Genomic DNA, 11,627 nt, shown 5'->3' with positions numbered 1-11,627 from the left:
ACCTCGCCATCAACTATTTAGCGGCGTCCAGCGCGATGTTGAGCGCCAGCACGTTGACCACCGGCTCTCCCATGAAGCCGAGTTCCCTGCCCTCGACCTGGCCGTCGACAAGCGCCTTGATCTTGGCTTCATCGACGCCCCTGGCCTTGGCCACCCGAGCGACCTGGAAATAGGCGGCTTCAGGGCTGATATGGGGATCGAGGCCGCTGCCCGATGACGTCACCAGATTCATCGGAACAGGCTGGTTCGGATTCTCCGCCTTCAGCTTCTCGGCGTCGCCCTTGATGCGGTCGATCAGCTTGGGATTGGTCGGGCCGAGATTGGTGCCGCCCGACGCCGTGGCGTCGTAGCCGTTGCTGCCGGCCGCCGAAATCCGGCCATGGAAATACTTGTCGCTGGCGAAGCCCTGGCCGATCAGTTCGGAGCCGATGACCTTGCCGTCCTTCTCGATCAGGCTGCCATTGGCCTGGCGGGGGAACAGCGCCTGCGCAATGCCGGTCATGCCGATCGGATAGATCAGGCCGGTCAGGACCGTGAAGAAGACGATCATGATGATCGCGGGTCTTATCTGGGTGAGCATGAACGTAATCCTTAAGCAAGGCCGAGGGCGGTGACGATCAAATCGATCGCCTTGATGCCGACGAAGGGGACAATGATGCCGCCGAGACCGTAAACCAGGAGGTTGCGGCTGAGCAGCGCGCCAGCGCCGATCGCCCGGTATTTGACGCCGCGCAGCGACAGCGGGATCAGCGCGATGATGATGAGCGCGTTGAAGATAATGGCCGACAGGATGGCGCTCTGCGGCGTCGCCAGATGCATGATGTTGAGCGCCTGCAGCGGGCCGGTGGTCTGCCCCGGCGCGACGTAGAAGACGGCGAACATTGCCGGGATGATGGCAAAATACTTGGCCACGTCGTTGGCGATCGAGAAGGTCGTCAGCGAGCCGCGCGTCATCAGCAGAGCCTTGCCGATCTCGACGATCTCGATGAGCTTGGTCGGGTCGCTGTCGAGATCGATCATGTTGCCGGCTTCGCGCGCGGCAACCGTGCCGGTGTTCATGGCGACGCCGACGTCGGCCTGGGCAAGGGCCGGCGCATCGTTGGTGCCGTCGCCGCACATGGCGACCAGCTTGCCCTTGGCCTGTTCGTCGCGGATCAGCTTCAGCTTGTCCTCGGGCGTCGCCTGGGCAAGGAAGTCGTCGACGCCGGCTTCCGCCGCGATCGCGGCCGCCGTCAGCGGATTGTCGCCGGTGATCATCACCGTGCGGATGCCCATGCGGCGCAGCTCCGTGAAGCGCTCGCTGATGCCGCCCTTGACGATGTCCTTGAGATGGACGACGCCGAGCAAGCGTCCGTCACGCTCGACCGCCAGCGGCGTGCCGCCGGACTTGGCAATCTCGTCGGCGACCGCCTGGAGATCCCGCACGGAATCGCTGCTTGGACGCGTGCCGTGGGCGGCGACCGTCGACTGGTTGACATGGGCAAGCACGGAATCGACGGCACCCTTGCGCACCGACGAGCCGTCGACGTCGACGCCACTCATGCGGGTCTGCGCGGTGAAGGGAACGAAGGTTGCGTGCAGCGTTGCCATATCACGGGCGCGGATGCCGTATTTCTCCTTGGCCAGCACGACGATCGAGCGGCCTTCCGGCGTTTCGTCGGCGAGCGAGGCGAGTTGCGCCGCGTCGGCGAGTTCCTGCTCGGTGACGCCCTTGACCGGACGGAATTCCGTCGCCTGGCGGTTGCCGAGCGTGATGGTTCCGGTCTTGTCGAGCAGCAGCGTGTCGACGTCGCCCGCCGCCTCGACGGCGCGGCCCGACATGGCGAGCACGTTGAAGCGCACCAGACGGTCCATGCCGGCGATGCCGATCGCCGACAGCAGCGCGCCGATCGTGGTCGGGATCAGGGTGACGAACAGCGCGACGAGCACGGTCACCGAGATATAGCCGCCCGAATAGGAGGCAAAGCTCGGGATGGTCGCCGTGGCCAGCACGAAGATCAGCGTCATGCCGACCAGCAGGATGTTGAGCGCGATCTCGTTCGGCGTCTTCTGGCGCTCGGCGCCTTCGACCAGCGAGATCATGCGGTCGAGGAAGGTGTGGCCCGATGCCGCGGTGATACGCACCCGGATCCAGTCGGACAGCACCTGCGTGCCGCCGGTCACCGCCGAACGGTCACCACCGGATTCGCGGATGACCGGTGCGGATTCGCCCGTTATCGCCGCCTCGTTGACCGAGGCGACGCCTTCGACCACCTCGCCGTCCGACGGGATGATGTCGCCGGCCTCGACCAGCACGGCATCGCCGACTTTCAGGCTGGTGCCGGGCACCAGCTTGTATTTCGTGCGATCCTCACCGGTCAAAAGCTTGGCCTGGGTCTCGGTGCGAGCCTTGCGCAGCGAGTCGGCTTGCGCCTTGCCGCGGCCTTCGGCGACGGCTTCGGCGAAATTGGCGAACAGCACGGTGAACCACAGCCAGATGATGATCTGCAGCGTGAACTTGAAATCGCCACTACCGGTGATCAGGTCCCTGATGAACAGGATGGTCGTCAGAGCCGAGACGACGGCGACGACGAACATCACCGGGTTCCTGATCAGGGTACGCGGGTTGAGTTTCCTGAAGGCCCCGCCGATGGCGGGCCACAGGATGCTGGCATCCATGATGCTAGCGGATTTGGACTGGCTCATTTGTTGGCTCCAGTATCGATGTTGTTGGCAGGCACCGATCGATCGGATGCCGAAGGAAGATGCGGCGGCCCATAGACCAGCAGCCAGATGACGATCATGACTGCCGCAATGCCGAGGAATGTGGACACGGTCGGGAAAGGAGGGGGGATTGTCTCCCCCTCCCTTTCGGTCCGACGCTCAACGTTGCGTCGCATGAGGTTGAACCAGGACATGGCGGTCTCAGAAGGTCTGCCCATGGACCATGGCCAGGTGTTCGACGATCGGGCCAATCGCCAGCGCCGGGAAGAAGGTGAGGCCGACGACGATCAGGATGACGCCGACCAGCAGCCCGACGAACAGCGGACCGTCGGTCGGGAAGGTGCCGGCGGAGGCCGGAACCGTCTTCTTCGCCACCAGCGAGCCGGCGATGGCAAGCGCGGGGATGATGACCAGGAAGCGGCCCATCAGCATGGTGATGCCGAGCGTTATGTTGTACCAGGGCGTGTTGCCGGAGAGACCGCCAAAGGCCGAGCCGTTGTTCGCCGCCGCCGAGGTGTAGGCATAGAGCACCTCCGAGAAGCCATGCGGCCCGCCATTGGCCATGGAGGCGACGCCGGTCGGCAGAACGACCGCGATGGCCGTGAAGATCAGCATCGCCAGCGGCAGGCACAAGATGGCCAGCATGGCCATCTTGACCTCCTTGGCCTCGATCTTCTTGCCGAGATATTCGGGCGTGCGGCCGACCATCAGGCCGGCAACGAAGACGGCGACGACGATGAACATCATGATGCCGTAGAAACCGGCGCCGACACCGCCGACGATGACCTCGCCGAGCTGCATGTTGATCATCGGGATCAGGCCTCCGAGCGCGGTGAACGAGTCATGCATGGCGTTGACCGCGCCGCAGGAGGCAGCCGTCGTGATGACGGCGAACAGTGCCGACATGGCGATGCCGAAACGGGTCTCCTTGCCTTCCATGTTGCCGCCGTCGATGCCAAGCGCATGGACAAGGGGATTGCCGGCGGCTTCGGCCCAATAGCAGATGGCGACGCCGCCGACGAACAGGACACCCATCGCGGCCAGGATCGCCCAACCCTGGCGCTGGTTGCCGACCATGCGGCCGAACACATTGGTCAGCGCGGCGCCGAGGGCGAAGATCGTGACCATCTGGATGAAATTGGAGATCGCGTCGGGGTTTTCGAAAGGATGCGCCGAATTGGCGTTGAAGAAGCCACCGCCATTGGTGCCGAGCATCTTGATGGCGAGCTGCGAGGCGACAGGGCCGACCGCGATCGTCTGCTTCGCGCCCTCGAGCGTCGTGGCGTCGACATAGGACCCAAGCGTCTGTGGCACGCCGAGCCAGACATAGACAAGGGTGAGCACGATGCAGGCCGGCAAGAGGATGTAGAGCGTGCAGCGCGTGATATCGACCCAGAAATTGCCGATCGACTTGACCGAATGCCGGGCAAAGCCGCGGACCAGCGCCACCGCGATGGCGATGCCGACCGCCGCGGACATGAAATTCTGCACGGTCAGGCCGGCCATCTGCACGAGGTAGGACATCGTGCTTTCGCCGCCGTAGTTCTGCCAGTTGGTGTTGGTCGGGAAGCTGACGGCGGTGTTGAAGGCGAGATTGGGTTCGACGGCCGTCATGCCGGCCGGATTATAGGGCAACACGCCCTGCAGCCGCTGCAGGAAATAGAGCACGAGGAAACTGGCCAGGCTGAAGAACATGATGCCTGCCGCGTAAGTGGTCCAGTGCTGCTCTTCGCGCTCGCTGGTCCCCGAAATGCGATAGAGACCCCGTTCGAGGGGGCCAAGAACCGGTGAGAGAAATGTGCGGTCGCCGTTGAAAACGCGGTACATGTAGCCGCCGAGCGGCTTCACCAGCAGAACGAGTATCACGCAGTAGAGGAGGATCTGTAGCCATCCGTTGAGAGTCATTGAAGTAGCTTTCCGTGCCTTGCACCAGTTGCCGTCAGAAGCGTTCTGGGCGAACGAGGGCGTATGTCAGGTAGGCGAGCAGGAACAAGGTCACACCGCCGCCGAGGATATAGTCGAGAAGCATGTTGCGGTCCTCCGGCTAAAGAATGTCACAGGCTTTGATGTAAGCGAAGGAGAGGGCAAAAAATAAAACCCCTATCCCGAGAACGACGATATCCATCGTGGATGTTCCTTATCTTCGTTTTATTTGTGTTTTCTACTCTACGCCTGGAGTCGACAGGCGCAAACCATATAAAAACGCTCCGTCACGATAGATGATCGTGGCCGAGCTGTGTGTCTCCTGGAGAATATGGACCCGATCGCCATAAAGGGTCGAGACGGCGCGGGGCGGAAAGAAATAGGAATTTTATAAAGATTTTGCCGGACGCAGATCAGGCGGAACAAATCCGCCGATGCGAGATTGTCGACCTGAGGGCCCCACCAAAGGAGATGACAATGGCAAAACAGAAAATGCTCGACGACCTCTTTCACGACACGCTGAAAGACATCTATTTCGCCGAAAAAAAGATATTGGCGACACTGCCGAAAATGGCCAAGGCCGCGCAGAGCACCGAATTGAAGGCCGCCTTTGAAAAGCACCGCACCGAAACCGAGGGCCATGTTGCGAGGCTGGAGAAAGTCTTCGGCGTCATCGGCAAGAAGCCGGCCGGCAAGACCTGTGCGGCCATCATGGGTATCACCGAGGAAGGCGCCGAAATCATGGAGGAGTACAAGGGATCGCCCGCGCTCGATGCCGGCCTGCTGGCCGCCGCGCAAGCGGTCGAGCACTATGAGATCTCACGCTATGGCACGCTGAGGACGTGGGCCGGTGAACTCGGCTTGAACGAGGCCGTGACACTCCTCGAAGCGACACTCAAGGAAGAGAAGGCGACTGATGAAGCGTTGACGCAGATCGCTGAGTCGGCGGTCAACGTCGCGGCAGAAGCAGCATAGATCTGCAAAGCAGCTCCTAAGGCGTGCGAGATTCAAGGTTAGGCCGCGCCGAAAGCGGTGGTTTTCGAGAACCGGAGCGGAGCGTACTTGAAGTACGTGGGCACCGGGGTCGCCGAAAGCCATCCTTTGCAGGCCGGCCTCACCTGAATATCAACATACCTTAGCGCGGTTCCCGCATCATGCTGAGGTAGGTCGGATCGAACTCGGCGATTTCCTGCAGCCGGTGCCAGTCGAGAATGGTCACCGTGTGGTTTGCCCAGTTGACAACGCCGACCTTTCGCAGGGCGCCGATGACCCGGTTCATGTGCACCACGGACAGGCCAAGCACGTCGGCCATCTCTGCTTGCGAGAGCGGCAGATGGAAGCTCATCCCGTTGGTCCGCTGCACCACCTGCAGCCGCACGAAAAGCTCACAGACGAGATGGGCCAGATGCGAGGTCTTGGAGCGCCGCCCCATGGCGACGATCCATTCGCGGTGGATGGCGCCGTCCACTAGCGTGTCCAGCCATAGCAGCCGTGTCAGGTGCGGCGCCTGCTCGGTGATGGCGCGAAGCCGGCTGTGGTCGGCGAACATGACATGGCAAGGCGACAGCGCGACGATGCCGTGATCCATCGTCTTCAGCAGGAAGGCATGGAGATCGACGAAGTCACCGGGCACCTGCAGCGAGGTGAACTGCCGGCCGCCATCCTCCAGCACCTTGTAGCGCGCCGCCAGCCCGTCGAGGATCAGCGTCGAATAGGTCGGCCGCGACCCGGAAGCCACGATATCCTGGCCGGTGGCGAAATGCCGCTCGAAGGTCATGGCGCCGGCGAGAAGCGCCTTCTCGGCATCTGTCAGCGCGTCATGCTGGCCCAGGTTGAGGTAGAGGGATTCAAGCACCGCAATCTCCCGCGAAAGGGCTTCGGAAGCCATCGCCATGTGTTCTGTCGGGAGCAAAGGCGGCTCGGGATGCACTAAGCCTTTGGCCGCTGATAGGCATTAACATTTGTTAGAGCTGCTTGTTCCACAGCAAATGCCGCCGCTGATGGAACAACTGTCTAGTCTGCGAATTGTCGGTTGAATATCTCGCCATTTCATCAGTCTGAGGTCCAGCCCATCATGCCTCGATATTATCTTGACCTTTACAATGGCGACGGCCTCACGGTGGATGACGACGGCCAGGTCTTCGAAACGCGCGAGCGCATGCGGCGCGAGGCAATCCGCATTCTGCCTGACATCGTCCGTGACGAGATCATCGAGAACGACCACACCGCCATCACGGTCAAGGTACGCGACGAGGGCGGACGCCAGATCTTCGAGGCGTCGCTCGTCGTCTCGTCCGGTTGGTGTGACTGACAGCTCCTCGCTTCAGGCATCGATGGCAAAAAGCGTACCGACCATCATTTGTAATCGCGCCCCTTGCCGCAACGCCGCACCATGCGGAGCCGGGAGATGATGGAGGCGGCGATTGTTCCGAACCAACGCCCCGTGGGATGGAGGTAGCAGCACATGGTCCGTGCAAAAGTCGACACCCAGCGTGACGAGCGCGCCAAGCGTGAAGCGCAGATCGTGATTGACGCCGAGCGCGCGGCTCGCGAGGCAAAGACAGCCAGGCTGAGAGAATTGCGTCTTGCGGCGCAGTCAGCGCCGGGGCCTGATCCGGGGAGGCCCAAGCCGACGCGCCGGGACGCACATTCGAAAGGCTAATGCCTCAAAGGCGCCGCGCGACATTACCGGTAAATAGCTGTGATCTTTGCGATCTTCGCGCGGCAAAGGCGAAAGCCCGGCTCGGGAGGGCCAAGCCGGGCTTTTTTCATGGTGCTCGATACGGAACTGGCCACCATGACGAAGGTGGCCTCAAACTCAGGCGGCGTAGCCGCCGTAGCCGCGCGCGACGGCGCGCGCCACGATGACCGGCTCGATCTCCGGCCAGAGGATGCCAGCGGCTTTCGCGAATTCGACGAGCGCATGGCGCGCCTCATCCCTGGTGATGCAGCCTTCCAGCGCGAGGCCGCACGCCTCGACGGCATTGCGATGGAGGGGACCGCGGCGCGAGGTCGTCCAATTGGTCAGGAAATCGTGCATTTCGGCCAACGAGGCAATCTCGCGCTTGAAGCCGAGGCCGACGGTCAGTGCGACCGGTGAATGAAACAGCTTGTCGTGCATGAAGCGGGCTCCTGATTGTCGCAGCGCCAGGAGAGATATCCGGGCTGGTCCTCGAATGGGACGCCGTGAAACGCGCGGAGGGCCAAGAGGTTCCGGGCCAAGAGTTGCCCGTCGAGTCCGGAAGTCGCAGACCAGCGCGCGTGGGAACGCAGGGTCATCCAGCATGGGGGTGCTGCTGGGGCGATCAGATGGAAACTCATATGGCCTTGGCGCGCTGGGCGTCACGGGTATGTGGCGTCGCTTGTCACTGCGTACTGGACCTGGCGCGCACTGCGGGGGTAGCACCTCGCATCATCTGTTCAGGTAGCCAATTCTTGGCCGCAAACCATATCGCCAGCGCGATCAGCGCAATGAATTGTTGCGTATTCTATTGGACGGCGCGGAGCAGGCATGAACGACGCTCAGGCTGAATAGGACTGTGGAGACATAGGCCTGCATGCCGGAAGGGGAATAGCCGATTCGGCTTGTTGGGTTGCGGTGGTAGTCGCAACCAACTCCGCGGCAGCTCGTTGATCTGTGCTGGTTGATCCCAGCACTTAGACCCTGGCCCGCTGCCATTACCTATCCGGCAGTGGGCCTTTTTGACGCCTGTTGACTCGCGAAGCCGGGGCAACGATTTTGCTCCGCTGCGGACAGGGACATAAAAATGGCCTCATACGTCAGGCAAAGACTTGCGGAAATCAGGGCAAACCCCGCTCTGCGGTGGCGGCCGGCCAAGCGCCTTACGCTCCGCAAGCAGGCAGGCGTCGCGGCGCGGTGGGTTGCTGTCCTGGCGCAGGACAAGCGCCTGTTGATAGTTATTCATTTGGTGGATCAGGAAAGAACTGTGACCGACCTGGTCTCCCGGGTGGGCGGCAGCCAGACCACCCTTTCAAAACATCTCAGCGTGCTTGTGGAACACGGGATTGTGGAATGCCGCGCCGAAGGCACTTGGCATTACTATTCCTGCAAGTCGGAAGACGCCAAGGCTGTCATCCGGCTGCTGGATGATCTGGCCCGAAATGACATGCTTCCTGGGGCAGCCTCAAATCCGCTGGGTTGACAATTTTGGTTGGCGCAAGGCACGTTGCCGGCTTGAGGGGTAACCGGGGGATTCCCATGAAGAAAGCTTACGAGAAGCCAATCCTGACCAAACGTGAGCGTTTGGCGGCGGTAGCGGCGCAGGCAATTTCACCGACGTCGAAGGAATTCTAGGAACGAAGAGAGTCTACGAAAAGCCCTTGCTCACGAAACGGGACCGCCTTTCGATCGTCACTGCTGCATCGGGCCCTTCAATCACACTGCCGGTTGGTTGATCGCCGAAAGCAAAGCATCGAAGGCCCGCTGGCTCCGACCGGCAGGCTTTTTGCGTTTTGGGCTGCGCATTGATGCTTGCATGCTGGCGGCTTCACCGCGGTTGGCGCAGATTTCCCGCCGAAGGCAATGCCTGGAATTCCCAAAGGGCGCGCTCGCAGTGCCGATCATTCACAGCGAAGCTCGTATCTTTTGGTGGGGGCGAAACACCGCTTACGTCCAACGGCCACGGCTCGAAGTTCCTGTGATTTGGCGGAGAGAGCGGGATTCGAACCCGCGTTACGGTCTCCCGTAAACACACTTTCCAGGCGTGCGCCTTCAACCACTCGGCCACCTCTCCGTCCTTGCCTTCGCGCCGGCCGGTTTCGCCGCGCGGGTTGGGGAGATGCTCTCCCTCGGGGTTTCGGTGCGGAATGTCCGCGCCGTGGACGCCGCCCAACCAGCGGACATCCTTCCCAGGCACCTGAGCCGTCAAAGCAACAGGCGCGGGGCTCATCTAGTCGATCCCGCGCCGAATGCCAAGCCATAACGGCGGTCTATTCGCTTTGCTGGCCACATGGTGTTTCGCAAGGCCGCTGTCGCCCCCGTCTTTCGAGGCGCCCGCGCCGCGAATGATGTGCACAGGCAAGCCAGCGGGGCCGGCCGTGCTTGACTTCGCCGCCGGGCGCCTGTCGAGTGAAGCAGAGGCTTTGCGGGGGGCATCGTCCGGACATGACATCAGGTGAGCAACCGGGCAGTGGACGAATGCCGGCCGGGCGCCCGGGCAACGACCTGTCCTACGTCCCCGTGGGCTGGCTCATCTTCGTCATGGCCTGGTCGGTCTATGGCTTGGCGTCGGCCTGGTGGCTGGTCGGAAATTCCGGCCTGCCGGACAAGATCTTCTATTTCCTCCTTGGCGGGCTCGTCGCCAATGTCATCACCATCCTGTGGGGGCTTTATCTGCTTGGCCTTGCCTTCGGCCGTTCCGGGCGTTTCCCACGCCATTTCACCATCTGGCAGGTCGCCATCATCGTCTGGCTGCTGGCAAGGCAGGCCTATGTGCTTACCGTGCCGGATTTCGTCTTCTCCGCCAGGGGCCTGAGCATCACCGCCATCGAGATCGGCATCGGCCTGCTTTGCATCTACCTGCTGCGCCGCGGCTCCGGCGCCGAGACCGTTTATGCCAAGCCGCAAACCGAGGCACCGCCGGTCTTCGTTTCGATTGTCGCCGCCTTGCTCGGCATCATCCTCGGCGCCGTTGTCGGCGCCCTGGGCGGCTTCTTCGCCGGTTCCGTGATCGCCAAGGTCGCCGAGGTCAGTTGCTTCGAGGGCGGCTGCGGCTATTTCGCCGCCTTCATCGGCCTGGCCGGGCTGGTTATCGGCGCGATCGGCGGCGGTATTCTCGCGGTCTGGTTCGTTCACCGGCGCGGACGCAAGCCGATGGCGTAGGGGCGGCAGGCCCAAGCCTTCAAATTCGCGTATCGCGGTTGCGGCCACGTCGCGCGCATTCTATTTCTCGTTTCGGGACATGTGCCGGAGATCCCAGGGAAAGCGTCTGGGATCGGTCGGGGGAGAGCTTGATGTTTCGCTTCATTTTTCGTCTTGCCGCCATGGTCGCGCTGTCGGTCTCCGTCATCATGGCGGTGCTCGACACGACGCGCACGGTGGCGGCTTCGGCCCTTGTGCTGACCCCGCTCAACGCCAGCTGGCTGGCCGTCTCGCCGGACACGCGGGCGGCATTCGAAACCTTTGTCCGCGCCAAGGCCGGCCCGCTTCTGTGGGATGGCGCCGTCGCCTGGGTGCTCAACCAGCCGGGCTTTGCCGTGTTCGCGGTGCTGGCCTTCCTGCTTTACGCCATCGGCTACAAGCGCCAGCGGCGCACAGGCCAATTCGCCGACAATTGATCGATTTCTTTGCATCCTGCCAAGGGAAGGAAGGCCACGAATGTTCTTTCTGAGCGACATGCTGAACCGGAAACTCAATCTGCCGAAGCCGTCCGAGGCGCTGCCCGGCCGCGCCAGGTCGATCGCGACCGCGCCCAGGCACTTTGTTTCGAAACGGCCGCTCAAGGGCCCCTATCCCGATGGGCTTGAGACGGCGATGTTCGGGCTCGGCTGCTTCTGGGGCGCAGAGCGCCTGTTCTGGCAGACCGAAGGTGTCTGGGTCACGGCTGTCGGCTATGCCGGCGGCATCACGCCCAACCCGACCTATCAGGAAACCTGCACCGGCCTGACCGGCCATGCCGAAGTGGTGCTGGTCGTCTTCGACCCGGAAACCGTCTCCTATGCCGACCTTCTGCGGCTGTTCTGGGAAAGCCACGACCCGACCCAAGGCATGCGCCAGGGCAATGATGTCGGTACCGTCTACCGCTCCGCGATCTATACATCGGGCGATGCGCAATTCCAGGCGGCGCGCGCTTCGCGCGAGGCCTACCAGGCCTCGCTGCGGAGTGCCGGCCACGGCGGTATCACCACCGAGATCGCGCCGGCGCCCGCCTTCTATTTCGCCGAAGCCGACCATCAGCAATATCTGGCGAAAAACCCTCACGGCTACTGCAACCTCAAGGGCACCGGCATCGCCTGCGCCGTGCCGTCCGCCACCTCCTGAC

General features: G+C 62.5%; 14 protein-coding genes and 1 tRNA gene. 7 read left to right on the top strand and 8 right to left on the bottom strand.

The genetic code is table 11. The features are described from left to right. Positions 1 to 13 precede the first annotated feature (13 nt). From kdpC to kdpF, 5 genes are read right to left on the bottom strand one after another with little or no spacing between them, the layout of a single operon-like run. A complete protein-coding gene (kdpC, locus tag EB231_RS09830) occupies positions 14 to 580 on the bottom strand; it encodes a potassium-transporting ATPase subunit KdpC (protein ID WP_172348631.1) in 567 nt (188 codons plus the stop codon). Positions 581 to 591: 11 nt separating this feature from the next. Beyond that, the gene (gene kdpB / locus EB231_RS09825) at positions 592 to 2,685 is read right to left on the bottom strand and encodes a potassium-transporting ATPase subunit KdpB (protein ID WP_172348630.1); all 2,094 of its coding nucleotides are present in this window, start codon (positions 2,683 to 2,685) and stop codon (positions 592 to 594) included. Next, positions 2,682 to 2,897, bottom strand: a complete 216-nt coding sequence (locus EB231_RS09820; RefSeq protein ID WP_172348629.1) for a hypothetical protein — start codon at positions 2,895 to 2,897, stop codon at positions 2,682 to 2,684. Before EB231_RS09820 ends, kdpB begins: the two co-directional genes overlap by 4 nt. 7 nt (positions 2,898 to 2,904) lie before the next feature. Then, positions 2,905 to 4,608: a potassium-transporting ATPase subunit KdpA gene (gene kdpA / locus EB231_RS09815; protein WP_172348628.1), complete on the bottom strand. Its 1,704-nt coding sequence runs from the start codon at positions 4,606 to 4,608 to the stop codon at positions 2,905 to 2,907. Between the two features lie 34 nt (positions 4,609 to 4,642). Next, positions 4,643 to 4,732 carry a K(+)-transporting ATPase subunit F gene (kdpF, locus tag EB231_RS09810; protein ID WP_032918612.1) on the bottom strand — a complete coding sequence of 30 codons (90 nt, stop codon included), beginning with the start codon at positions 4,730 to 4,732 and terminating at the stop codon, positions 4,643 to 4,645. Positions 4,733 to 5,103: 371 nt separating this feature from the next. Between kdpF and EB231_RS09805 the strand changes: the two genes are divergently transcribed. Beyond that, complete coding sequence (locus EB231_RS09805; protein ID WP_172348627.1) at positions 5,104 to 5,601, top strand: YciE/YciF ferroxidase family protein; 498 nt, start codon at positions 5,104 to 5,106, stop codon at positions 5,599 to 5,601. 160 nt (positions 5,602 to 5,761) lie between these two features. Here the strand turns inward: EB231_RS09805 and EB231_RS09800 are convergent, their stop codons facing one another. After that, a complete protein-coding gene (locus EB231_RS09800) occupies positions 5,762 to 6,481 on the bottom strand; it encodes a Crp/Fnr family transcriptional regulator (RefSeq protein ID WP_172348626.1) in 720 nt (239 codons plus the stop codon). Positions 6,482 to 6,700: 219 nt separating this feature from the next. On the opposite strand from EB231_RS09800, the gene EB231_RS09795 reads away from it, so the two are divergent. Together EB231_RS09795 and EB231_RS09790 are read left to right on the top strand one after the other, a co-directional pair. After that, positions 6,701 to 6,937 carry a DUF6894 family protein gene (locus EB231_RS09795; protein ID WP_140771976.1) on the top strand — a complete coding sequence of 79 codons (237 nt, stop codon included), beginning with the start codon at positions 6,701 to 6,703 and terminating at the stop codon, positions 6,935 to 6,937. A gap of 153 nt (positions 6,938 to 7,090) precedes the next feature. Beyond that, positions 7,091 to 7,288: a hypothetical protein gene (locus EB231_RS09790; RefSeq protein WP_172348625.1), complete on the top strand. Its 198-nt coding sequence runs from the start codon at positions 7,091 to 7,093 to the stop codon at positions 7,286 to 7,288. Between the two features lie 156 nt (positions 7,289 to 7,444). Here EB231_RS09790 and EB231_RS09785 read toward each other — a convergent pair whose 3' ends face one another. Then, the gene (locus tag EB231_RS09785) at positions 7,445 to 7,747 is read right to left on the bottom strand and encodes a DUF982 domain-containing protein (RefSeq protein WP_172348624.1); all 303 of its coding nucleotides are present in this window, start codon (positions 7,745 to 7,747) and stop codon (positions 7,445 to 7,447) included. A 646-nt stretch (positions 7,748 to 8,393) separates the two neighbouring features. Between EB231_RS09785 and EB231_RS09780 the strand changes: the two genes are divergently transcribed. Beyond that, a complete protein-coding gene (locus EB231_RS09780) occupies positions 8,394 to 8,789 on the top strand; it encodes an ArsR/SmtB family transcription factor (protein WP_172348623.1) in 396 nt (131 codons plus the stop codon). 501 nt (positions 8,790 to 9,290) lie between these two features. Here EB231_RS09780 and EB231_RS09775 read toward each other — a convergent pair. Continuing rightward, positions 9,291 to 9,380, bottom strand: a tRNA-Ser gene (locus EB231_RS09775). A 404-nt stretch (positions 9,381 to 9,784) separates the two neighbouring features. Between EB231_RS09775 and EB231_RS09770 the strand changes: the two genes are divergently transcribed. The 3 genes from EB231_RS09770 to msrA all read left to right on the top strand — a co-directional run bounded on the left by EB231_RS09770 (position 9,785) and on the right by msrA (position 11,626). Further along, entirely contained in the window at positions 9,785 to 10,468 is a 684-nt protein-coding gene (locus EB231_RS09770) for a hypothetical protein (protein WP_246740906.1), read from the top strand. Positions 10,469 to 10,599: 131 nt separating this feature from the next. Beyond that, positions 10,600 to 10,923, top strand: a complete 324-nt coding sequence (locus tag EB231_RS09765) for a hypothetical protein (protein ID WP_172348622.1) — start codon at positions 10,600 to 10,602, stop codon at positions 10,921 to 10,923. A 40-nt stretch (positions 10,924 to 10,963) separates the two neighbouring features. Next, the gene (gene msrA / locus EB231_RS09760; protein WP_172348621.1) at positions 10,964 to 11,626 is read left to right on the top strand and encodes a peptide-methionine (S)-S-oxide reductase MsrA; all 663 of its coding nucleotides are present in this window, start codon (positions 10,964 to 10,966) and stop codon (positions 11,624 to 11,626) included. The last annotated feature ends 1 nt before the right edge of the window (position 11,627 follow it).

Origin of the sequence: Mesorhizobium sp. NZP2298 (genome assembly GCF_013170825.1) — a bacterium.
In the GTDB taxonomy this organism is placed as follows: domain Bacteria; phylum Pseudomonadota; class Alphaproteobacteria; order Rhizobiales; family Rhizobiaceae; genus Mesorhizobium.
Note: the sequence above shows the minus strand (reverse complement) of the source record. Positions and strands in the feature narration are given on the sequence as shown.